Genomic DNA, 21,459 nt, shown 5'->3' with positions numbered 1-21,459 from the left:
ACGTTGTCCTCATTAATCCCGATCAGGCGAAGCGCACCGAGGCACTGCCGATGCCACCAATATCCACGCGCATGTAGTCGCCGGCTTTTACCGGTTCCAGCGGCACCAGCGAGCCGGACAGGATGACTTCACCTGCCTTCAGGGGAATACCAAACTCGCCCAGGGTGTTGGCCAGCCAGGTCACACAGTTCACCGGGGAGCCAAGGGCGGCAGCGCCGGCACCGGCACTGATTACACTGCCGTTCTTCTCCACCACCATGCCGCAGGTGACCAGGTCCACCTTGCGCGGTGAAACCGCCTGGTTGCCCAACACGAACAGACCGCAGGAGGCGTTGTCGGCGATGGTGTCCTGAATGGCGATCTTCCAGTCCTGGATGCGGGAATCGACGATCTCGAAACAGGGCATAACGCACTCCGTGGCGGCCAGCACATCGGCGTTGGTGATGCCCGGGCCGATCAGATCCTTCTTCAGAATGAAGGCGATTTCACCCTCCGCTCTGGGTGCAATCAGGCGATCGCTGATGGGCATGACTTCGCCGCTGTTGAACACCATGTCGTCGGTCAAATAACCGAAGTCTGGCTGGTGAACGTTGAGCATGTTTTGCACGGCCTTACTGGTAACACCGATCTTCTTGCCAATGATGGATGCCCCGTCCGCCAGACGTCGTTCGAGCATGCGCAAGGAAATGTGGTAGGCATCGTCGATGCTGATGTCTTCACCGCGGCTGGTCAGCGGCTCTACCGCCTCCCGACTCAGCATGGCCTGGTAAAGCTCATCACCAAGCGCCTGGATTCGTGACTGTTCCATTATTCAGCTCCTTCCGCCGCTTGATCGGCTTCTCTCAGAAAATCGTTGACCAGCCGGGCAAAACGGTCGGCATGTTCAATCTGGGTCCAGTGGCCGCAGCGGCCAAACACGTGCAGCTGGGCACGATCGATCAGCTCAGCCAGCTTGAGTGAGGCCTCCAGGGGAATGACTTCATCTTCACGGCCATGCAGAATCAGGGTCTCGTGCGGCAGCGCCCGGATGTCATCTTCGTTACTGGCCAGATTGTCGACCCAACGCTGACGGGGGGCCGGGAACATCGCCGAGAAGGACTCCTGGAAGCCCGGTCGAATGCTGGCCTGATAACGCATTTCCGCCAGTTCGTCGGTCAACAGCCCCTTGTTAAAGGCAAACACATCCATCAACCGGCGCATGGTTTCGAGGGACGGCTGATAACCCCAGACTTCCTCCAGACCCTTGGTGATCGGGAAGCTGACCCCCACCGATCCCATGAGCACAAGCCGGCGGACCCGTTCCGGGTACTCGATCGCAAGGGCCAGGGCGAGACCACCCCCGAAGGAGTTGCCCACCAGGTCGACCTGCTCCAGCCCCAGCTCGTCCATCACACCCAGGGCGTGCTTTACCCAACGCTCCCGGTTGTAGGTCTGATCTTCGGGACGTTCGCTGTAGCCGAAGCCCAGCATGTCCGGCGCTACCACCCGGCGATGCCTGGCCAGCTCAGGAATGACCAGACGCCAGTTGGCCCAGGCGGTAACCCCGGGGCCCGAACCGTGAATCATCATCACAGGGAAGCCGCCTTCCCCGTGGTCGTGAACGTTGGTGCGGTACCCGGCGGCGACAATTTCACGCCCGATTTCAGGGCTGTCTACAGGTGCATTCATGACAACCTCACAATTTGACACAGATATTTTTCATTTCGGTGTAGAACTCAAGAGAGTGAACGCCACCCTCACGTCCGATGCCCGACTGTTTGCTACCACCAAAGGGCGTGCGAAGGTCCCGCAGGAACCAGCTGTTCACCCAGATAATCCCGGCTTCAATCTGACCCGCAACCCGGTGCGCACGGGTGATGTTTTCACTCCAGATTGCCGAAGCCAGTCCATAGGGGAGGCTGTTGGCCAGTTCGATGGCCTCTTCCTCACTATCGAACGGGCACAGGTGAACACAGGGGCCGAAGATTTCGTCCGTAACCACCGCCGAGTCATCAGCCAGTCCGGTCCAGATAGTCGGCTGCACCCAGGCACCACCGGCCAGTTCTGCCGGCATATCGGGAACGCCACCACCGGTCACGACAGTTGCCCCGTCATCCACGGCTTTCTGGTAGTAGGAAAGGACTTTTTCACGATGCTTGAGGCTGACCAGCGGTCCCATATTGGCGTCCGCATCGTCTGGCGGGCCGATCTTCAGGCCCTCCGCCGCTTCTTTCAGACGGCGGACAAACTCGTCAAAAATCGACCGCTCAACATAAACCCGCTCAGTACCCAGGCAAACCTGGCCACAGTTGGCGAACGCGGAACGCATGGTGCCTTCGATAGCCTTGTCCATATCGCAGTCCGCAAACACCAGGCCGGCATTCTTGCCACCGAGCTCCAGGGAAATATCCCGGATACCTTTGGCGGCGGCTTTCATAATGACCTCCCCGGTGCCGGTCTCGCCGGTAAAGGTGAAGCCATCGACCAGTGGATGCTCGGTGAGGTAGGCGCCGGCAGAATCTCCGCCGAAACCATGGACCACGTTATAGACACCGTCCGGAACACCGGCCTCTTTCATCACTTCGCCAAGAAGGGCGGTCGTGGTCGGAGTTTCCTCAGAGGGTTTGACCACCACCGTGTTCCCGCAGGCCAGGGCTGGTCCGACCTTCCAGGTCATCAGCAGCAGAGGCAGGTTCCAGGGGCTGATCACGCCAATCACGCCTTTGGGGCGGCGAACGGCATAATTCAGTGCACCGGTGCCATCCGGCGTGGGCATTTCAAAAGATTCGGTCGGAACATTCTTGATCATGTCCGCGAACACTTTGAAGTTGGCTGCGCCCCGGGGAATGTCGATGTGGCTTGCCAGGGATTTGGGCTTGCCGGTATCGAGGCATTCCGCCTCCAGGAACTCATCAAAACGGGCATTAATACCGTCCGCCACCTTATGGAGAATGGCGGTACGCTGTTCCAGGGTCATCTTGCCCCAAGGCCCCCGCAATGCGGCCTTTGCGGCCTGCACTGCGGCGTCAACCTCTTCCCTTCCGGCTTCGTGGACCTTGCTGATCACTTTACCGTTGGCGGGATTGACGTTCTCGAACAGCTTGCCACTGGCTGAGCCAACGTACTGCCCGTTGATGTAGTGCTTGATGTCCTTCATTGCTGCTAAGTCCTGTTGAACCAGTGTCGGGTTAGGTCAATACCGTCAGGAAGCGTTCATTCAGCACGCGATCGTGGTAGAAAATCGCTTTGCCGAGGTCTTCCGCTTTCCAGGTAACCGGCTTGTGGTCCGGGTAGAAGTAGTCACCACCACTGAATACTTCATTGCGGTTGCCGGACGGGTCGAAGAAGTAAATGGTCGTGCCATGGGTCAGGCCGTGACGGGTCGGGCCGATATCGATGGAGGTATCGGTCATGGAGATCAGGTCGGCTGCCCGCAGGACGCCTTCCCAGCTTTCCAGGTAGAAAGAGGCGTGGTGGAACTTGCCCTTTTCCTCATGGTGGATAAACGCCACGTCGTGCTCCTTCATGGACACTGTCAGGAACTGCGCCACCCGAGTGCCTTCCGGATCCAATACTTGCTCAGCCAGGTCAAAGCCGAGGATATTGACAAAAATGTCGTAAGTCGCCGCCAGCTCAGGACCGTAAAACAGGCAGTGGTCAAAGCGAACGGCTTTCATGCCGCGCAGACCACGCGGCCAGGCCTCAGGGTTAACGCTGGCAAGGCCCCACTTGCCGGTATAGAGCTTATCGGCAAACAGCTCGAAGGCGTGACCGGAAGGCACCGTGAAGCGAACACGACGACCGCAATCCTTCAACTCCTCTGCCGGTACCTGCTCAACTTCAACGCCGTAATCCACCAGGTCTTTTTCAAGCTGGACCAAGACCTCTTCGTTAAGCACCTTGAAGGCCATGAAATCACAACCCGGCTCGTCCGCTTCGCGCAGAACCACGGAAAACTTGTCCACTTCGGACCAGGCCTTCAGATACACGCGGCCCTGGTCATCACGATCGGTTTCGATCAGACCAAGAAGGTCTGTGTAGTGTTTGAGGGCCTCATCCATATCAAGTACACGGATCTGGACGTGGCCGGGACGCATTACACCTTTTTTCATGACTGTTACCTCAACGTTTTTGTTGTTTACTAGCTCGCAACGTCCGCCGCCGGTTGCGGCGGACACTCAATGATCAGATCAGTCAGTGGGTAGATCCGGCAGGCCAGAACTTCCCCTTTTTCAACGGCTTCAGGCGGGGCGTGCCGCTTGCTCATCTTGCCGCACTCGAAATGCCCTTCCAGAACCTGGATCTTACAAAATCCGCAACCACCACCCCGACAACCCACGGGGACACACTTCAGGCCCCTCTGCTCCATGGCCTTGAGCACACTCTGGCCCTCCTGGCAGGTAAAGTGACCTCCCGTTGTGCGGTTGAACACTTGGAAACCCATGCCCATGGTTCACCTCCGACTATATCTTCTTGAACAGGGCCGAACGCTGGGTGTCTTCAGCTCCGTCCGCCGCTGTCAGGAATTTCTCCATGAAGATGTCACGCTCGAACAGCCGCCCCTGCATCAATGCCGTGATAGCCGCATCGATCATTGGAGGAGGGCCGCACAGGTAAGCCTTGTTGCCGGCAAAGCGGCCATCGAAATGGGCGTTGGCCGCCTCATGAACATAGCCTCGGAAGCCCTTCCAGTCAGGGTCTTCGTCGGCTTGGCTAAGCGCCGGTACGTAGGTGAAATTGTCGTGGTCGCGATCCAGAGCCTCGAACAGCTCCCGGTTGTAAAGCTCTGCCAGGTTTCGGGCTCCCTGGAACAGAACGATCTTGCGTTCATCGTTCTGCTCAAGCAGATCAAGGATCATCGACTGGGGGCTGGACAATCCGGATCCGCCGGCAATGAAAATCAGATCCCCTGCCTGTGAGCCGCGCACGAAGAACTGGCCATAGGGGCCTGAAAGGTTCAGCGTATCACCCGTTTTCAGTTGTTCGTGGATGTAGGTGGTGGCAGCACCGCCCTCAACGAGGCGCACATGCAGCTCCACTTCGTCTGCTTTGCTGGGCGGGTTGGCCAGGGAGAAGGCCCTCGCGCCTTCAACACCCGGCAGCTCGATATTGATGTACTGGCCGGCCTGGAATGTCATCGGCCGGTCCAGTTTCAGGTGGATGCCCTTGATGGTCGGAGAGAGTTCGACGATATCGGTCACGATGGCGGCATAGTCCTCAACCGGGTAGCCCTCAAAATCCGGATCCACATCGATGTCCGCCTCAATGGTGACGTCGCTCTCAACCGTGGCGCAGCAGGCCAGAACCTTGCCCTCGTCACGTTCGATATCCATCAGCGCAAAGGGCGAGGCGTCTCCGATCTCGACATCACCTTCAAGCACCTGAACCTTACAGGTAGCACAGGTGCCGTGGCCGCAGGCAAAGGGCAGCCAGACACCCTGGCGCAGGGCGGCAGCGAGGATAGTCTGGCCATCCTCTACCTCAATCTGCTCGCCGATCGGCTCGATAGTAACGGTGTGACTCATAGTGCTACCCTCAGTAACCGGCGTTCGCCATGCCCTTCAGGCCCGGTGTGGTCACCGTCAGCATGCTCTTGTGATCAATACCCTGCTCTTTCAGGCTGGCGCCAGCCTTGGGTGTGAACGGTTCATCGTTCAGCAACCACTCGGCATTCAGGAAGTCCGCCTTGGCAGAGTCCGGGTGCGCGGCGGTAGCCGGCTTGAGAATCTCGTCCACCAGGGCACGGAAGGTCATATCAGGCCGCACCAGCAGCGCGAAAGGCGCGCAGAACAGCAGGTGGTCGGGCCAGTAGACATACAGCAGCTGCATGCCGTGGAAGTTCTCGACCTTGTCTTTCGGTTCAAACTTGTAGTCGTAAAGTGCGTTTACACTCATGATGGTCACCTTGTTGTGTTGTGGGGGGTATTACCCGGAGCTGGTGGCCACCGGGCAACTCCCGAGTCAATATCAGGCGGCGTCCTGGTCCTCGTCCGCAGGCTTCCGGCCTTTGATCGACAGCCAGTGTTTTTGGTCGGGCGATCCAACGTAGTCGAAATTGTCCTCGCCGATGTTGATGTGGTAATACTTCTGCACCACGGTCTCGAGATCCTCGCCTTCACAGTTGCCCTGGTAAATCTGGTGCACCGGCAGCCAGGCCTGTACGTACTTCTCCGGCTCGTGCTTGAAGATGTCGCAGCAGCCGTCAGAGCAGAAGTGATAGCGTTCGCCCTCGTGTTCGATCTGCCGATGGCTGAGCATGGTTGGGTCATCTTTCTCGGTGAAAATGGTCGGGATCTGACACACTTGGCACAGCTGCGGCAGGGTGTTGTTGTAGAAGCGACGGCCAGCGGCAGCCTCTTTCGCCAGGTACTCGTAACGCGGACGATAGTACTTGTCGAAAGTGTCCGGATACTTCTCAGACATCCAGTCCATCTCTTCCTTCTCCGGAATCCAGGTATGGAAGTTGGTGGCCTGGCAGTACTGGTAGAAGGTGGTCCAAAGCTGGTGGCTCAGGTGATGTTTGGCATCGTTCGCCACGTCCTGGTACTTGGGCGGGCGAATGCCGTATCGCTCTAGGTCCTTGAACAGTGCACCGCCGTTCTGCTCGTAGTACACCTCCCAGGCCTCTGCCCAGCTCATTACCTTGTTTGGCAGCATGTAGTCCATCATCATGCTGACCAGGCTGAGCAGGCGAAATCCGCGCCAGAACCACTTGTCGATCCAGCGCTGAACGATGGGCACGTTATCTTCGTGCTGCTCGAGGATGAACTTGATCACCTCAAGGCCCAGGGTCATATGACGCGCTTCGTCTGACTGGGCCGAGAAGCCGAAGGTCACAGTCGCCATGTCGCCGTTGTACGCAGCGCCAGACATGAACGGTACGAACAAGAGATTGGTGAGCACATACTCGAACGAGAATGAGATGGCCGTCAGGAACTCGAACGGTCCGGCGGAGCGGGCATCGTCAAAGAACGACTTCGGCACCGACAGGAACCACACCCGGTCGTGCATGTGCGCGCCATCGTGCAGACCGTTGAAGTGCTTGTTGTAGTGACTCATCGCGTGTTGCTGGGTCTGGGAATGACGCAGCTCGTCGATTGCCTGCATCTGGCAGGCAACGCGCGCCCCGGCGCCACTAAACTGGCGACCGACCTTGGAATAACCCTGGAACGCCGCATGTTCAAGCGGAGATATACCACTGATGAACAGTTTTAGCGCGTTCACGTAACGGGCGTCTGAAATGTTCTGGTGGCCGTTGTTCTGGGCAAAAGCATCGAAAATGGCGTACAGCTTCTTCTCTTTTTCCGCCTGGTATTTCCAGTAGGCGTCCATGGTCAGGCGGAACGGGTCTTCCCACTGGGACCAGTCGGTAATCTTGATGCCCTCAAAATCTTCCTCCGGAAAAATATCTTTCTTGTCCTGGTAAGTGGGTTCCCAGGCCATATCCCGGGTCAGGTATTGATACTTGTCTTTAAGGTTAAGCTTCTTGTTTTTACTAACCATGATGTTTCTCCCGATTACTTCCATTCAAGAATGAAGTGATCATCGTCTTCATCGACGTTGCCGGCGATGCTGATGACATTTATGAGCATTTCCTGAACATCCCAGTCTCGCCCCAGCTTTTCTTCCATGGTTTCGCGGTTGATCACCAAGCGTTTTTCCGCCTGGATCCGGATCATTGCCGGCTGGTGCTGCATTTCGGCGTCGGGGTTGTCTTCCATAACAGCTTCCGCGAGGTAGCGGGAGTCGTCGTTGTCCTGGAATACAATAAATACAAGCTGGCTCATGCTGAGACTCCCCGGCTCTGCAGTTCGAATTTCTTCAGGCGGGTAGAGAGTTCCGCCCGGGCTTCATTCAGCGCGTCGAGGCCAACGGAGGCTTCGGCCAGAGGTTTCAGGGCTTCGTAGGCCTGCGGCTCCCAGTGATCGATCCATTTTTGAAGCAATTCACGGTTAGTCTCACTTTCACCGGCCACGGCTTTCATCATGGCGTTGGTCCAGCGTAGGGATTCCTTGTACCAGTCACGCATGAACTCCGTGAGCATGGACACATCTTCAGCACCCTGGCTTTCGAACCACTGGTCCATCTTGTCGTAGACCAGCGGATACATCATTCCGTCGATAAGAATGTTCTGAACCAGAGTCAGCTCATACCAATCATCGACCACAAGCGTGTCTTCCACCAGCTTACGCATGGGTTGCCACATTTCGTCATCCATCCAGTAGGCCTTGGACTCATCCAGAGCGGCACCAGTGCTGCCATCAATCATCAATGCAATACGGGACAGGTACTGACCAATGCCCAAGTGATCCATCCCGGTGTAGATGTGCATCTGAGAGACGGTCGTGGCGGTGGCATCACCGGCGATCTTGGCGTTGTTCATGTTGGCGCCAAGCTCGACATGACGCAGGGGCACCAGCAGCCGCAACAATTGCTTCTGGGTTTCTTCGGGAAGGCGAGTCAGCAGATTACGCTTTTCGCAGAAGCCAAAGCTGGTCTCGGCCGACTCCTGCATCTTGGCCCGGTTGCCGACATAGGCGCCGTAGTAAAACTGGCGGGGATCGGAAACGACGCACCAGTCTTCCATGCGGATGGCGGTACGCGTGGGATCGTTCAGGGTGTGCTCGGAATCCCACTGGGGCCGGTAATGGAAATTGGTCTTTGCTTCAATGTCGTAGCTGGCCTCCTGGTAACGGGTAGCCGGCTTATCACCGAAGCGACGGGCGATGTGGCCATAAGTATGGCGGATGGGCTCCACCGAATTGGTCTTGATTTCAATACTCATATCAACCTTACCGTTTTGTTGTTGTGAAACTGTATGCCGATGCGTCTTGCTCAGTAGCGCTTGCCATGCTCTCCGAACCGCCACTTGACCATGTCTTCGTCAATTTTGCGGATCATCTTGGAGTCCATGTGGACGACTTTGTTGTGTTTGCAGAAAATCTCGAAGGCTTCGTGAGGCAGCACGAGCTCAACGAAGAGCTCGGGGTAAGCAATGGCGAAGTCGAATTCCACGAACTTGTCGCCCGGCTCACTGCGCACCCGGATGTATCGGGTCAGCTCGTCAAAGGATTTGGTTTCCCGTTGAGTTGTCATTTTGCCCCCTTTTATGTTTGTGATCGGCTTCTTGAAGTCTACTTAGGCAAAGCAACAGCTGTGCCACTTCGAAAACGACGACCAGAAGAAGGGATATAGAACTCTGTTTTAAAGGTATTTTTTCGTGGAAAATTGACTGCAATAGGAACGAAATACAGCTTAAAAATAACGCCAAACCTCGAAGTGTTTTTTACCACATGATCAAAATAAAAACCGATCTAACCAAATGCTCAAACCACATTTTTATCCACTGGCAACGGCCAATTTTACTATTTGGTTAATTTTTTGCTTTGATTATAGGCACTGCTTTTTCACGAGTGTTGTTGCCAGGGGAAACCGGGGAGGGGTAGGCAAAGAGAAGTAATCGCCGCAACCAACGAAAGCCTAAAACAGGCGGTGGAACAGGGACGTTTCCACTTTGCTTTATGAAATAAGTACATCTCTGATGAATTTTATTATTTCGTGAGATCACGTCTTCTGAAATGGGTTAATCGCCCCAGGCTCCTGTTAATGATCAACTACCTTTTACCTATAAATTAGATAGTTAAAAATATAAAAGTATGCCGGCACAGTTCCTGCTTGGGTTACCCAAGTCGCTTATTCAAACAACAAACACGGTCACCCGACATGAAGATTTCTCTTGCCTGCGCCTCGCGCACCGCTGAAACGCCGGACTGGATAGACAACACGCCACCGAAGAACAGGCAGCCCCCGAATCATTGACCCGCGCATCGTCACGGATCTCTTTGGGCCCGCTTTTCGGGCCCCTTTTTCTTATTCCAGGCAGGTTAGTGTTATGCCAAAATATAAGCCCTTTCCAGATACCACACAGACCAGCGACCAACTCCTGATACTGACCGGTCGCGAAGGGAACATTACTTACGCGAGTTCCGGTTTTTGTCAGCTTTGCGGTTTCACCGAAGCGCAGTTGAAGGATCAGTCCTTCAACAAACTGAAACATCCGAATATGCCCAAGGCGCCATTGAATGATTTATGGAAAACCCTAGGGCGAAACGAATCCTGGATGGGGATGATCCGCAATCAAACCGCCAACGGTCAGGATTTGTGGCTGGATGCGTTTGTCACTCCCATTACCGACAATACCGGGCAAGTGGTGGAATACCAGGCACTCTATAGAATTCCCGATACCCTCACCATTAAACGCACCAATGAGGTGTATCAAGCGAGGAGCCGGAACAAGCAGCCCAGTCGGCTTCGCGTTCCGCAATTGCCTCCGGCCACAATACAAGCTCTGGCAGCCATGGTCGCGTTTCTACCGATGCTTTTAGCCGGGATTTTCCTGTCACCAGCGGCTGTCATAGTGTCGTTTATTACCGGCAGCGCTATTCTTTTTGCAGCGCTTTTCTTTATTAACCGGCCTTTGGTGAAGCTTGCGGCCTACAGCCGAAAACTGGTTCACCACCCGATCAAACAGCTTGTTTATACCGGCAACCCGGGCCTGACGGGGCAGATCGAGCTGGCACTGCGTCTGGCCCAGATTCGTCTCGAGGTAATGATCGCCAGAGTCTCGGATAGTGGCCAGCAAACCGAACACTCCGTCATGCAAGCCAATACCTTGCTACAAAGGGGTACTCAGGCCTCCGAAGAACAACAGATCGCGTTATCCGCGGTTGCCGCATCCGTGGAAGAATTCAGCGCCACCATCAAGGAAGTCTCAGAAAACACCCAACAAGCTGCCACGCTCAGCAATCAGAACCGTGAGGCCGGTGATGAAGCAACCCGTTACGCCAATGCCGCACAACAAAGCATCGAAAAACTGGCACAGGAGCTGGAGCATTCCACCGAGGTCGTTCAGAGCCTGGATCAAAGCAGCCAGTCTATTGGCCGGATTCTCGATGTCATCATTGGCATTGCCGAACAGACCAACCTGCTGGCTCTTAACGCCGCCATAGAAGCGGCCAGAGCCGGGGAAAGCGGCCGGGGATTCGCCGTGGTGGCTGATGAAGTGCGTTCTCTGGCCAGGCGGACACAGAAATCCACAGACGAAATTCGGGAAATGATCACCACGCTTCAGGACGGTTCTCGTGCCGTGGTGCAGTCCATAGAAACCGGAAAGACACAATCGAATGAAAGCGTTGAACAGGTCTTGTCGAGTGTCGAGGCCTTACGCTCCGTGGTGGCCGGTTTGAACGATAACGATGGACTGAACCAGCAGATTGCCGCAGCCACAGAACAACAAAGCCAGACCGTGCAGCAAATCAGTGAAGAAATCAGCGATATTCACCGGCTTGCTACCGACACCTCGCAAACGCTCAGCGCCACGATGAGTGCCGGCGAGTCAGTCGGCTATCACGCCACCCGCCAGAAATACCTGATCAAACATTTGGCTCCGGGCAATCGGATCTGACATTAACCAGCTGTAACTGATTCCTACGCTATCGCTTTCCTTACTCTTGACACCAGCAGTCGAATGGTTTGAAGGCAAGCGACTGTTGTCGGCCCTGCTGATCATTTCAGGCCTCGCACTTTATTCGCACTGTTCCGGCTCCGGGGCTGCGATGCTTTCAACTTTAGTCTGGACTACACAGTTTAAATCACGGATCCGAACATTTAATCATCTGGTGCAACTTAAAACCAAGTTAACCAATTCATAACATTCAGATCGTTACCAACCTTGGGGTTGAAAGCCTGTAAAAAGGTAACTTGATAATTAAAACGTATTTTTTTGGTATTGGAACACGCATTGCTTCAGATATCATAACAACAACAAACAGAGGTAAACCATGAAATATCCAATTGTGACTGGATTGCTTGTTCTGCTTATGTTTTCCAACGGGGCTGGAGCAACTAACGTCTTCAACCTCGAAGGCTTTGGACCTGTGTCACGGGCGCTAGGTGGGGCCGGTGCAGCTCATGACATTGGCGCGGCTGGCATGATGTACAACCCAGCAACGCTTGGCTTAATGGAAGAGGGGCCTGGGCTTTATATCGGGTTGGATCTTATCGGAACCGATATCGATACGGTCAACCAGGCGACAGGAGAGAAGGCCAAGTCCAACAAAAATAGTGAAAGCAACAACCGAGGCCCAATTTATTACGCTCCGCAATTGGCGTACACCAACAATGTTGGCAACCTGACACTCGGAGTAGGCGCCTTCGCCCAAGGTGGCTTGGGTACGGAATTCGGTAAGACCAGCTTTCTGTCCAGGACCTCCACAAACAATGTGGATACAGGCCTTGACAACTCATCTCGTTTATTGAACCTGCGCATTCCCTTTGCAGCCGCCTACGAGGTGAATGATCGCCTGATCGTCGGAGGGTCTGTCGATGCTGTTTGGACTCAACTGAATCTGGAACTCTTACTGGACGTCAACCAGGTTGGTGCACTTGCCGGGGATGGTCGAGTGTCCGGCAGTTTAGTGCCGACCCTGCTGGCAATACCCAATCTGAGTGGCGCCCACTTCAGTCTTACCAAAAACGACATCGTTGGTGGGGGGACCGAGGGCTGGGGTTTGGGTGGCAAATTAGGGTTCACCTATCAAATCACCGATACGACTCGGATTGGGATGGCCTACAATCTGGAAACACATGTTGAAGATCTTTCCGGCAGGGCCGTACTAACAGCCGTGGATAATAACAATAACCAGATTCCTTTAAGTGGAAAAATCAAGATTCGGGATTTCCAGAACCCTGCTCAACTCTCGCTTGGCATGAGTCATAAAATAAATGAACAGTTGACAGTTGTGGCTGACTACAACCGTATTTTCTGGAAAGATGTGATGAAGGATATCGATATTGGTTTTATTCAGGATGGTACGGGCGATAATATCGACATCCTTTTGCCGCAGAATTATAGAGATATTAATCTGTATAGTATTGGTGCGGAATACCAATATACCCAAGACTGGACTTTTCGGGCGGGCTTTAGTCATTCCGATCAGGCGTTACGCAGTAATTTCCTCTTTGCAGTTATTCCGATTCAATTACAGAATCATCTAACCGGCGGATTTAGTTATTTTTGGAGCGAGAACAACACGTTTGATTTCGCACTATCTTATGCCTTTGAGAAATCCGTTAGCAATGAATCATTACCCAATACGGACTCTGCCGTACCGATCAAGTCATCCCATCGGCAGATCAATGCAGTATTCGGTTACAGCTATCGTTTCTAAAGGAGATAATAAATGAGAGCTTCTATTTACTACGGACCTGAAGATATTCGGGCAACAAATATCCAAGATCCCAGATTAAACGATGATCATGCAATGCTGGTTGAGGTCTCAGCCACATCTATCTGTGGATCTGATTTACACGTGTATCGGGGAGCTCTCGATGCAATGATGGAAAAAGGGCGCTCTCAGACTGGCCATGAACTAATCGGGCGAGTCAAAGAAATTGGTAAGGATGTAGGACGCTTCAAGCCGGGCGACCGAGTCTCCATGGCTTATTCGTGCTCCTGTGGTGATTGTTACATGTGTAATGTCGGCCAAACCGCACACTGCGAGACGACGAACAAGGCAGTATACGGCTTTGGTGTCCCTTTTGGTGATCTAAACGGTACGCATGCCGAGGCCTTGATTCTTCCCCATGCCGACGCGCACACCATCAAGGTGCCCGACGCAATTTCAGATCCGGCCGCTTTAATGCTGTCCTGCAACCTACCGTCAGCGATCATTGCCAACAAACTGGCCGATATCGCGCCTGGAGAGAATGTTGCGCTGATTGGTTGTGGACCGACCGGATTAATGTGCCTCGATATTGCGTTACAAAAGTCGGCGGGCACGATTGTGGCAATGGATAAGGTGGCACACCGCTTAAGTGTGGCTGAAAAAAAGGGAGCTGTACCGATCAACCCTTCCGATAGCGACTGGATGGAAAAAGCACTCGCGGAAACGGGCGCGCGGGGTTTTGACAAAGTCATTGAAGTGGTTGGGTATCCCGAAACGCTACAGATGGCATTAGATATCGTTCGGCCCGGTGGTACGATTGCTGCTATTGGAGTTTTCTGCGACCAGGAGTTTAATTTGGTGTTAGCGGATGTATTCCTGCGCGATATTACACTGCATATGAATGGCTTCGCGAACGTACAGCCGTTTATGTGGGAAGGGCTACGTCTGATGGAGCGCGGGGTGCTTTCACCCGAAGAGTATTTCTCTCATGACTTTAAACTTGATGAGATCCACAAAGCCTATTCGACTTTTCACACCAAGGATGATAATGCAATGAAAATGCTAATAAGACCCTGAACATTTAGTTTTAGAAATGGCAATGTGGAAAGCAAAATCCCGCATTGTCAGGATGTTGGATCAATAGATCCTTAAAATAACAGGTGCTGTAGCACCAATTAGGAAAAGCCTAACAGGAGGCCATTATGTCACTGCTAAAACGTGAAGATTGGTACGATCTTACGCGTACTACCAACTGGACGCCTAAATATGTCACTGAAGACGAACTGTTTCCGGATGAAATGAGCGGAGCACGTGGCATTCCTATGGAAGCGTGGGAAAAATACGATGAACCGTACAAGATAACCTATCCGGAATACGTCAGTATTCAGCGAGAAAAAGACTCCGGCGCATATTCAATCAAAGCGGCACTGGAACGTGATGGTTTCGTTGATCGGGCCGATCCAGGCTGGGTTAGTACCATGCAACTTCACTTTGGAGCGATCGCACTTGAAGAATACGCCGCAAGTACTGCTGAAGCCCGCATGGCGCGATTCGCCAAGGCACCGGGAAACCGGAATATGGCGACTTTCGGAATGATGGATGAGAACCGCCATGGGCAAATCCAACTCTACTTTCCGTATGCCAATGTCAAGCGGAGCAGGAAATGGGATTGGGCACACAAAGCCATTCATACGAACGAATGGGCGGCAATCGCTGCGCGGTCTTTCTTTGACGACATGATGATGACCCGCGATTCCGTGGCCGTCTCTATCATGCTGACCTTCGCATTCGAAACAGGCTTCACCAATATGCAGTTTCTCGGTTTGGCCGCTGACGCTGCTGAGGCCGGTGACCATACCTTTGCCAGCCTGATTTCAAGCATACAGACGGACGAATCACGTCACGCACAGCAAGGTGGACCGTCGCTCAAGATCCTGGTGGAGAATGGTAAAAAAGACGAAGCACAACAAATGGTCGATGTCGCAATCTGGCGATCTTGGAAGCTTTTCTCGGTACTCACCGGCCCCATCATGGATTATTACACGCCACTGGAATCGCGTAATCAGTCCTTTAAGGAGTTTATGCTTGAGTGGATTGTGGCTCAATTTGAACGTCAGTTGCTTGATCTAGGGCTCGACAAACCTTGGTATTGGGATCAGTTCATGCAAGACCTCGATGAAACACACCATGGCATGCACCTGGGCGTGTGGTATTGGCGCCCCACAGTCTGGTGGGATCCGGCAGCTGGTGTGTCTCCTGAAGAGCGGGAATGGCTGGAAGAGAAATATCCCGGTTGGAATGATACCTGGGGCCAGTGTTGGGATGTCATTACCGATAACCTAGTGAATGGTAAACCAGAGTTGACTGTTCCGGAAACCCTACCCACGATCTGTAACATGTGCAATCTCCCGATTGCCCATACTCCAGGTAATAAATGGAATGTAAAGGACTACCAGCTCGAATATGAGGGACGCCTTTACCACTTTGGCTCTGAGGCCGACCGCTGGTGTTTCCAGATCGACCCGGAACGTTACAAAAACCATACGAACCTTGTCGACCGATTCCTGAAAGGTGAAATTCAGCCTGCGGATTTAGCGGGTGCCCTAATGTACATGAGTCTTGAGCCGGGCGTTATGGGTGACGACGCTCATGATTATGAGTGGGTCAAGGCCTACCAGAAAAAAACCAATGCGGCTTGATTTGATTTAACAAACAATTTAACAGGAGGTGGGACATGGCGACGTTCCCGATTATGTCTAATTTTGAGCGTGATTTTGTTATCCAGTTGGTGCCCGTTGACACGGAGGATACGATGGATCAGGTAGCAGAAAAATGTGCCTACCACTCCATTAATCGCAGGGTACATCCGCAACCGGAAAAGATTTTACGTGTTCGCCGGCACGAGGATGGGACGCTGTTTCCTCGAGGCATGATCGTATCGGATGCGGGGCTTCGGCCTACCGAAACACTCGATATTATTTTTATGGATAACTGAGGGTCTCTCGCTTTATGGCATTCGAAAAAATTTGCACATTGGATGATGTTTGGGAGTGTGAAATGGAGACCTTCACTACATCGACCGGCGTTGACATATTACTCGTAGGCGTTGAAGGCGGCGATATGAAGGCTTTTCAGGCCATGTGCCCACATCAGGAAATCGAATTGGTTGAAGGTGAATTCGATGGCAAGGTGCTGACTTGCAAGGCACACCTTTGGCAGTTTGATTGCCATAATGGTGAAGGGATTAACCCTTCCGACTGCCGGATCGCTGAATACCCGGTCAAGATCGAGGGTGAAGACGTGTTCGTGGATGTGGAAGGGGTTGAACCGTTCAAGTCCCACAGCTGACATGGACGTCATAAAGCTAGGCTCTCCGAAAAAGGGGGGAACCCTGAATGGAGAGCCTAAGCTTTGGTTCTTATGATGAGTCGTGGGAAGGAGAAACATTTACATAACGGTAATAAGTGACCATATGTTTTCGGTACAAGCAACGCAACAAAGGTTATTCAATCAAACAATATAGAGAAACCAAAATGACAACCAACACAGCTCAAACATTATCCGCATCGGATACTGCGCTTAACAATAACATGGTAGGGCCAGTCCTCAGGTCGGGGGATGTGGCGATTGCGGTAGGGGAGGCCGCGGAAATCGACAATCCTGGCAAAGAAATCAAGGTCGATGACAAACTTGCCTATGTACGTATTGGCGCCGAAGATGAATTAATTCTCAGAAAAGAAACCATTGAAGAATGCCTGGGCCGACCATTTCGCATGCAGGAGTTAGAGATCAATCTAAGCTCTTTCGCTGGAATTATAGACATGGACTCCGATCGGGTCCGTTTCTACTTCAATAAGCACCTTTGAAGCGGCCACACTATAAAGGAGAACTGAACAATGTCAGAACAACAACCTGAAGCATTAAAACCACTGAAAACCTGGTCGCACCTTGCTGGCAATCGGCGACGTCCGAGTGAATATGAGGTTGTATCGACCAATCTTCACTACTTCACGGATAACCCGGAAAGGCCATGGGAGTTAGACTCAAACCTCCCAATGCAAACATGGTATAAAAAATATTGCTTTGGTAGCCCACTCAAACACGATGACTGGAATGCTTTTCGCGATCCGGACCAGCTCGTCTACAGAACTTATAACCTACTTCAAGACGGGCAAGAGTCGTACGTTCAGGGATTATTTGATCAACTCAATGACCGCGGCCACGACCAGATGCTGACTCGTGAATGGGTAGAAACATTAGCCCGTGTTTATACACCAGCAAGGTATCTTTTTCACGCCTTACAAATGGGCTCAGTATATATCCATCAAATTGCACCGGCCAGTACCATCACAAACTGTGCAACTTACGAGACAGCAGACCATTTGCGCTGGTTAACTCACACCGCATACCGTACCAGGGAGCTCGCAAATTGTTATCCTGATGTGGGTTTCGGGGAAACAGAACGAGATGTTTGGGAAAATGATCCTGCTTGGCAGGGCTTCCGGGAATTGATAGAGAAAGCCCTCACCGCCTGGGATTGGGGTGAAGCTTTTACGGTCATTAACCTCGTTACCAAACCGGCTGTAGAAGAAGCTCTATTGCAACAACTGGGTAGTCTTGCCCAATCCGAAGGCGATACTCTGCTCGGTCTCTTGACTCAGGCACAAAAACGCGACGCTGAGCGGCATCGGAGATGGTCTTCTGCATTAGTTAAAATGGCTCTGGAGAAAGAAGGCAACCGTGAAGTGTTGCAAAAATGGGTTGCCAAATGGGAACCATTAGCCGACAAAGCCATAGAGGCATATTGCAGCGCATTACCTGACGGTGAAAACGCCGTCGTCGAAGCGAAAAGCGCGTCGCGCTATGTTCGCCAAATGATGGGGCTGTAATCTTTGTAAGCACTAAAGGAACCGGTGATGGTCGTCGCGCTATGACCGGTTCCTTCATGAGTAGACACAGGCATAAACAATATGAGCAATAAGATAAAAATTGCGGATACAGATGTCGAATTTACCATCGCCGACAGGGATACGATTCTGAGGGCGGCTTTACGTGATGGAATACCAATCTCCTACGAATGCAACTCCGGCGGGTGTGGGTCTTGTAAAATAGACGTTGTTGAAGGACAGGTTGAAACCCTATGGGGGGAAGCGCCCGGTCTAAGCCCAAGGGACAAAAGAAAAAGCAGAAAACTTGCCTGCCAGTGTCTCGCCAGTGGACCTGTCACCATCAAGGCTCAATTGACAGATAATAAACTACCCGAAATACGCCCCTCACGTCGTCAGGTTCAGTATGTAGGCCGACGTGATCTAACGTCCGACATGGCCGAATTTTCTTTTCAGGCCGAGGAGCCCGCGCTTTTTCTTCCGGGACAATATGCCATGCTGACTGTCCCGGGTATTGAAGGAGATAGGGCTTATTCCATGTCCAATGTTTCTAACGATTCCGGACGCTGGCAGTTTATTATAAAGCGAATGCCAGGAGGTAAGGCATCCAACTGGCTTTTCGACGAACTGAAACCGGGGGGCATGATCGAGATTGACGGACCTTTCGGTCTCGCCTACCTTCATCCGGAAATTCAACGTGATGTGGTTTGCATTGCTGGCGGGTCAGGGCTCTCTCCGGTAATGTCCATTGTGCGAGCGATTACAGGGGATCCACGCTTCTCCGAACGCAAGGTCCACCTTTTTTATGGGGGCCGCACTCCACAAGACCTTTGCACGTCGGAATTGCTGTCAGAGATCGAACCTTTAAACACGAAAGCGAAAGTAATATGTAAGACGGCGGTTTCAGATCATCAGTCTGCAGAGAAGGAAAAATGGGAGGGCCCTTGTTGCTACATACATGAACTGGCCGAGCAGACACTGGGCGATCATATGATGGAATTTGAGTACTATTTCTGCGGCCCGCCGCCGCTGACGGAAGCGGTTCAACGCATGCTGATGATCGATCACAAAGTGCCGTTTGATCGGATTCATTTCGATCGTTTTTTCTGAAGAAGAGGTACATTGGCCGCGGTAAGTTACATAGTCAGCCTTGCAAAATAAAAATCTGAACATCAACAGAAAACTTTAATTATCGGGTATTAACAAGTTTTATTTTGTTCTCCGGGGATGGTGGAACGGGGAAATTCGAAGAAAAAACTAACACAGCACAGAGCAATTTTACTATTTGATTAATCTCAGAAGAGTATCTCAGCAAATACTCAGGTGTCCCCCGAACCATCAGTCCATGGATCAATTTTTTACCATTTGATTGATTTTTGACTTCCAGTCAGGTGTTATATAAATCGGCAACATTTGTTGTCGGCACCCTGAGATTTCGCTCCGGGCGGCGCCCCACCCCACACAACAACAAACGGGGTTCTTGACATGGCAATCAGCTATAAGCCACAGCTGCAATACGTGGATTTTCAGGATCTTACGGAGCAGATCCAGTTCCAAAGCACGGAAGGCAAAATCTGGTTAGGCGAGAAACGCATGCTACTGATGCAGCTCTCCGCCCTGGCGGCATTTCGCCGGGAAATGGTCAACACCATCGGTATCGAGCGGGCAAAAGGTTTCTTTCTTCGCCTCGGTTATCAGTCCGGCCTTCGGGACGCTGAACTCGCCCGCAAGCTGCGCCCGCACTGCAGTGAGCTCGATATATTCCTGGCCGGACCACAACTCCACTCCCTGACGGGTATGGTGAAAGTGGTTCCTATCGAGATCGATATCGATCAGGAAACAGGGGGCTTTTACGGTGAGCTGGACTGGATTGATTCGTTCGAGGTGGAGATCTGCCAAACCGAGCTCGGCCAGATGGACGAACCCGTCTGCTGGTCCCTGCTCGGGTATGCCTGCGCCTATACCTCCTCATTCATGGGCCGTCAGATCATCTTCAGAGAAGTCAGCTGTCGCGGCTGCGGCGATGAAAAGTGCCATATCGTCGGCAAACCAGCAGAAGAGTGGGACGACGCCGAAGAATTCACCCAGTACTTCAAAGCAGACCCGATGATCGAAGAGCTCTACGACCTGCAGTCACAGGTGAGTTCGCTGCGCAGCAGTCTTGAGAAACAGCAGGGCCAGTATTACGGGATTGGCCAGTCCGCATCGTATAACAAGGTCTGCAGAATGATCGACAAGGCCGCTCTGGGCAAGGTCTCGGTGCTTCTTCTGGGTGAGACCGGTGTGGGCAAAGAGGTTATTGCCAGAAGCGTTCATTTACGCAGTGAGCGGGCGGAACAACCTTTTATTGCCGTGAATTGCGCGGCTATACCGCCCGATCTCATTGAAGCGGAATTGTTTGGCGTCGAGAAGGGAGCCTACACTGGCGCAAACCAGTCCCGGCCGGGGCGGTTTGAACGCGCCCATGGCGGCACCATATTCCTGGACGAGGTAGTAGAGCTTACGCCCCGAGCCCAGGCAACCTTGCTGAGGGTCCTGCAGGAAGGCGAACTGGAACGGGTGGGTGACAATCGCACGCGCTCAGTCAACGTCCGTGTAATCGCCGCCACCAATGAGAGCCTTGCCGAGGCGGTTGAGAGCGGCAAGTTCCGGGCAGATCTTTACTACCGTCTGAATGTTTTCCCGGTAAAGATTCCACCCCTGCGGGAGCGCCTGGAAGACCTGCCATTATTGGCGGAACATTTCCTCAAGAAGTTTCACGCGGGATACAACAAGCGGACTCTCGGTCTTTCAGACAAGGCGCTCGCTCTGTGCATGAACTACCAGTGGCCGGGCAATATCCGCGAGCTTGAAAACGTGATTGAACGGGGCGTGATCCTGACTGACAACAACGAATCCATTAGTCAGGACTCCCTCTTTGCTGTCTTTCCGACCAATTGCTCCCAAAAGGCCCATGAGTCCGTGGATGTTGAGGGACATCTGGTGCAGGAGTATGCCTCCTCCAGCGCCAGCGGCTGGGCGGATCAAATTCTTGAAAGTGCGATCAGCCTTGATGAAGTAGAAGAGACGCTCATGCGCAGAGCCATGGAGCAGGCCAATCAGAACGTATCCAGAGCAGCCCGCATTCTTGGACTGACACGCCCGGCTCTGGCCTACAGACTGAAGAAAAAAACGGGCATTTTTTTCTGAAGCCTGAAAACCAAAACGGCATTACAGCAACAGGGATGTTTCGCCTTCACCCTCCTGCCTCACGAAATAAGCAAACAGAGTCCAAGTTTGATCATTTGATTAAAACTTAACTGTTGGCCTCATACATCCAGACTCTGACTGCACGAAAAACCTTTTAATCACCTAATTTCAGTAACTTG

21 protein-coding genes are annotated in these 21,459 nt (G+C 52.8%); 10 read left to right on the top strand and 11 right to left on the bottom strand.

Going from position 1 to position 21,459, the window contains the following annotated elements; genetic code table 11:
• Positions 1–22 precede the first annotated feature (22 nt).
• The 11 genes from dmpE to ABIE59_RS17835 all read right to left on the bottom strand — a co-directional run bounded on the left by dmpE (position 23) and on the right by ABIE59_RS17835 (position 9,075).
• A complete protein-coding gene (gene dmpE / locus ABIE59_RS17885) occupies positions 23–808 on the bottom strand; it encodes a 2-oxopent-4-enoate hydratase (RefSeq protein ID WP_354448976.1) in 786 nt (261 codons plus the stop codon).
• Positions 808–1,668 carry an alpha/beta fold hydrolase gene (locus tag ABIE59_RS17880; protein WP_041336118.1) on the bottom strand — a complete coding sequence of 287 codons (861 nt, stop codon included), beginning with the start codon at positions 1,666–1,668 and terminating at the stop codon, positions 808–810. Before ABIE59_RS17880 ends, dmpE begins: the two co-directional genes overlap by 1 nt.
• 7 nt (positions 1,669–1,675) lie before the next feature.
• The gene (locus ABIE59_RS17875) at positions 1,676–3,136 is read right to left on the bottom strand and encodes a 2-hydroxymuconic semialdehyde dehydrogenase (protein WP_126813285.1); all 1,461 of its coding nucleotides are present in this window, start codon (positions 3,134–3,136) and stop codon (positions 1,676–1,678) included.
• Between the two features lie 31 nt (positions 3,137–3,167).
• A complete protein-coding gene (locus ABIE59_RS17870; protein WP_126813283.1) occupies positions 3,168–4,091 on the bottom strand; it encodes a catechol 2,3-dioxygenase in 924 nt (307 codons plus the stop codon).
• Between the two features lie 29 nt (positions 4,092–4,120).
• Positions 4,121–4,429 carry a 2Fe-2S iron-sulfur cluster-binding protein gene (locus ABIE59_RS17865; protein ID WP_041336010.1) on the bottom strand — a complete coding sequence of 103 codons (309 nt, stop codon included), beginning with the start codon at positions 4,427–4,429 and terminating at the stop codon, positions 4,121–4,123.
• Positions 4,430–4,442: 13 nt separating this feature from the next.
• Positions 4,443–5,504: an NADH:ubiquinone reductase (Na(+)-transporting) subunit F gene (locus tag ABIE59_RS17860; RefSeq protein WP_041336013.1), complete on the bottom strand. Its 1,062-nt coding sequence runs from the start codon at positions 5,502–5,504 to the stop codon at positions 4,443–4,445.
• Positions 5,505–5,514: 10 nt separating this feature from the next.
• Positions 5,515–5,874, bottom strand: a complete 360-nt coding sequence (locus ABIE59_RS17855) for a phenol hydroxylase subunit P4 (protein WP_041336015.1) — start codon at positions 5,872–5,874, stop codon at positions 5,515–5,517.
• A 72-nt stretch (positions 5,875–5,946) separates the two neighbouring features.
• Positions 5,947–7,482, bottom strand: a complete 1,536-nt coding sequence (locus ABIE59_RS17850) for an aromatic/alkene/methane monooxygenase hydroxylase/oxygenase subunit alpha (protein WP_126813281.1) — start codon at positions 7,480–7,482, stop codon at positions 5,947–5,949.
• 14 nt (positions 7,483–7,496) lie between these two features.
• Complete coding sequence (locus ABIE59_RS17845; protein ID WP_041336017.1) at positions 7,497–7,766, bottom strand: MmoB/DmpM family protein; 270 nt, start codon at positions 7,764–7,766, stop codon at positions 7,497–7,499.
• Positions 7,763–8,764 (bottom strand): aromatic/alkene monooxygenase hydroxylase subunit beta, encoded by a 1,002-nt coding sequence (locus ABIE59_RS17840; protein WP_041336019.1) that lies wholly within the window; start codon positions 8,762–8,764, stop codon positions 7,763–7,765. The genes ABIE59_RS17845 and ABIE59_RS17840 overlap by 4 nt, the downstream gene beginning before the upstream one ends.
• Before the next feature lie 50 nt (positions 8,765–8,814).
• On the bottom strand, positions 8,815–9,075 hold the full coding sequence (locus ABIE59_RS17835; protein ID WP_041336023.1) for a phenol hydroxylase subunit: 261 nt from the start codon (positions 9,073–9,075) through the stop codon (positions 8,815–8,817).
• 796 nt (positions 9,076–9,871) lie between these two features.
• Here ABIE59_RS17835 and ABIE59_RS17830 point away from each other — a divergent pair.
• From ABIE59_RS17830 to ABIE59_RS17785, 10 genes are all read left to right on the top strand, one after another.
• A complete protein-coding gene (locus tag ABIE59_RS17830) occupies positions 9,872–11,443 on the top strand; it encodes a methyl-accepting chemotaxis protein (protein ID WP_354448971.1) in 1,572 nt (523 codons plus the stop codon).
• Between the two features lie 376 nt (positions 11,444–11,819).
• Positions 11,820–13,208 carry an OmpP1/FadL family transporter gene (locus ABIE59_RS17825; RefSeq protein ID WP_354448969.1) on the top strand — a complete coding sequence of 463 codons (1,389 nt, stop codon included), beginning with the start codon at positions 11,820–11,822 and terminating at the stop codon, positions 13,206–13,208.
• Positions 13,209–13,220: 12 nt separating this feature from the next.
• A complete protein-coding gene (locus tag ABIE59_RS17820) occupies positions 13,221–14,282 on the top strand; it encodes an alcohol dehydrogenase (protein ID WP_354448967.1) in 1,062 nt (353 codons plus the stop codon).
• A gap of 125 nt (positions 14,283–14,407) precedes the next feature.
• Positions 14,408–15,904: an aromatic/alkene/methane monooxygenase hydroxylase/oxygenase subunit alpha gene (locus tag ABIE59_RS17815; RefSeq protein ID WP_354448965.1), complete on the top strand. Its 1,497-nt coding sequence runs from the start codon at positions 14,408–14,410 to the stop codon at positions 15,902–15,904.
• A 35-nt stretch (positions 15,905–15,939) separates the two neighbouring features.
• Positions 15,940–16,200 carry a toluene-4-monooxygenase system B family protein gene (locus ABIE59_RS17810; RefSeq protein ID WP_128709962.1) on the top strand — a complete coding sequence of 87 codons (261 nt, stop codon included), beginning with the start codon at positions 15,940–15,942 and terminating at the stop codon, positions 16,198–16,200.
• A 14-nt stretch (positions 16,201–16,214) separates the two neighbouring features.
• The gene (locus tag ABIE59_RS17805; protein ID WP_128709963.1) at positions 16,215–16,553 is read left to right on the top strand and encodes a monooxygenase system ferredoxin subunit; all 339 of its coding nucleotides are present in this window, start codon (positions 16,215–16,217) and stop codon (positions 16,551–16,553) included.
• A 185-nt stretch (positions 16,554–16,738) separates the two neighbouring features.
• Positions 16,739–17,071 (top strand): MmoB/DmpM family protein, encoded by a 333-nt coding sequence (locus tag ABIE59_RS17800; protein WP_354448962.1) that lies wholly within the window; start codon positions 16,739–16,741, stop codon positions 17,069–17,071.
• 30 nt (positions 17,072–17,101) lie between these two features.
• Positions 17,102–18,094: an aromatic/alkene monooxygenase hydroxylase subunit beta gene (locus tag ABIE59_RS17795; protein WP_354448960.1), complete on the top strand. Its 993-nt coding sequence runs from the start codon at positions 17,102–17,104 to the stop codon at positions 18,092–18,094.
• Between the two features lie 81 nt (positions 18,095–18,175).
• Positions 18,176–19,201 carry a 2Fe-2S iron-sulfur cluster-binding protein gene (locus ABIE59_RS17790; protein ID WP_041336041.1) on the top strand — a complete coding sequence of 342 codons (1,026 nt, stop codon included), beginning with the start codon at positions 18,176–18,178 and terminating at the stop codon, positions 19,199–19,201.
• A gap of 375 nt (positions 19,202–19,576) precedes the next feature.
• Positions 19,577–21,280: a sigma-54-dependent Fis family transcriptional regulator gene (locus tag ABIE59_RS17785; RefSeq protein ID WP_126813266.1), complete on the top strand. Its 1,704-nt coding sequence runs from the start codon at positions 19,577–19,579 to the stop codon at positions 21,278–21,280.
• The last annotated feature ends 179 nt before the right edge of the window (positions 21,281–21,459 follow it).

It is taken from the genome of Marinobacter sp. MBR-99 (assembly GCF_040547575.1).
Taxonomy (GTDB): Bacteria; Pseudomonadota; Gammaproteobacteria; order Pseudomonadales; family Oleiphilaceae; genus Marinobacter.
This window is presented reverse-complemented; position numbering and strand designations above follow the sequence as displayed.

Excerpts from the sequence above, each read along its gene's own strand:
- ABIE59_RS17795 (WP_354448960.1), top strand. The coding sequence starts at position 17,102 with ATGTCAGAACAACAACCTGAAGCATTAAAACCACTGAAAACCTGGTCG.
- ABIE59_RS17810 (WP_128709962.1), top strand. The coding sequence starts at position 15,940 with ATGGCGACGTTCCCGATTATGTCTAATTTTGAGCGTGATTTTGTTATC.
- ABIE59_RS17820 (WP_354448967.1), top strand. The coding sequence starts at position 13,221 with ATGAGAGCTTCTATTTACTACGGACCTGAAGATATTCGGGCAACAAAT.
- ABIE59_RS17785 (WP_126813266.1), top strand. The coding sequence starts at position 19,577 with ATGGCAATCAGCTATAAGCCACAGCTGCAATACGTGGATTTTCAGGAT.
- ABIE59_RS17870 (WP_126813283.1), bottom strand. The coding sequence starts at position 4,091 with ATGAAAAAAGGTGTAATGCGTCCCGGCCACGTCCAGATCCGTGTACTT.
- ABIE59_RS17860 (WP_041336013.1), bottom strand. The coding sequence starts at position 5,504 with ATGAGTCACACCGTTACTATCGAGCCGATCGGCGAGCAGATTGAGGTA.
- ABIE59_RS17850 (WP_126813281.1), bottom strand. The coding sequence starts at position 7,482 with ATGGTTAGTAAAAACAAGAAGCTTAACCTTAAAGACAAGTATCAATAC.
- ABIE59_RS17840 (WP_041336019.1), bottom strand. The coding sequence starts at position 8,764 with ATGAGTATTGAAATCAAGACCAATTCGGTGGAGCCCATCCGCCATACT.
- ABIE59_RS17830 (WP_354448971.1), top strand. The coding sequence starts at position 9,872 with ATGCCAAAATATAAGCCCTTTCCAGATACCACACAGACCAGCGACCAA.
- ABIE59_RS17825 (WP_354448969.1), top strand. The coding sequence starts at position 11,820 with ATGAAATATCCAATTGTGACTGGATTGCTTGTTCTGCTTATGTTTTCC.
- ABIE59_RS17865 (WP_041336010.1), bottom strand. The coding sequence starts at position 4,429 with ATGGGCATGGGTTTCCAAGTGTTCAACCGCACAACGGGAGGTCACTTT.
- ABIE59_RS17815 (WP_354448965.1), top strand. The coding sequence starts at position 14,408 with ATGTCACTGCTAAAACGTGAAGATTGGTACGATCTTACGCGTACTACC.
- ABIE59_RS17790 (WP_041336041.1), top strand. The coding sequence starts at position 18,176 with ATGAGCAATAAGATAAAAATTGCGGATACAGATGTCGAATTTACCATC.
- ABIE59_RS17875 (WP_126813285.1), bottom strand. The coding sequence starts at position 3,136 with ATGAAGGACATCAAGCACTACATCAACGGGCAGTACGTTGGCTCAGCC.
- ABIE59_RS17845 (WP_041336017.1), bottom strand. The coding sequence starts at position 7,766 with ATGAGCCAGCTTGTATTTATTGTATTCCAGGACAACGACGACTCCCGC.
- ABIE59_RS17800 (WP_354448962.1), top strand. The coding sequence starts at position 16,739 with ATGACAACCAACACAGCTCAAACATTATCCGCATCGGATACTGCGCTT.
- ABIE59_RS17855 (WP_041336015.1), bottom strand. The coding sequence starts at position 5,874 with ATGAGTGTAAACGCACTTTACGACTACAAGTTTGAACCGAAAGACAAG.
- dmpE (WP_354448976.1), bottom strand. The coding sequence starts at position 808 with ATGGAACAGTCACGAATCCAGGCGCTTGGTGATGAGCTTTACCAGGCC.
- ABIE59_RS17880 (WP_041336118.1), bottom strand. The coding sequence starts at position 1,668 with ATGAATGCACCTGTAGACAGCCCTGAAATCGGGCGTGAAATTGTCGCC.
- ABIE59_RS17835 (WP_041336023.1), bottom strand. The coding sequence starts at position 9,075 with ATGACAACTCAACGGGAAACCAAATCCTTTGACGAGCTGACCCGATAC.
- ABIE59_RS17805 (WP_128709963.1), top strand. The coding sequence starts at position 16,215 with ATGGCATTCGAAAAAATTTGCACATTGGATGATGTTTGGGAGTGTGAA.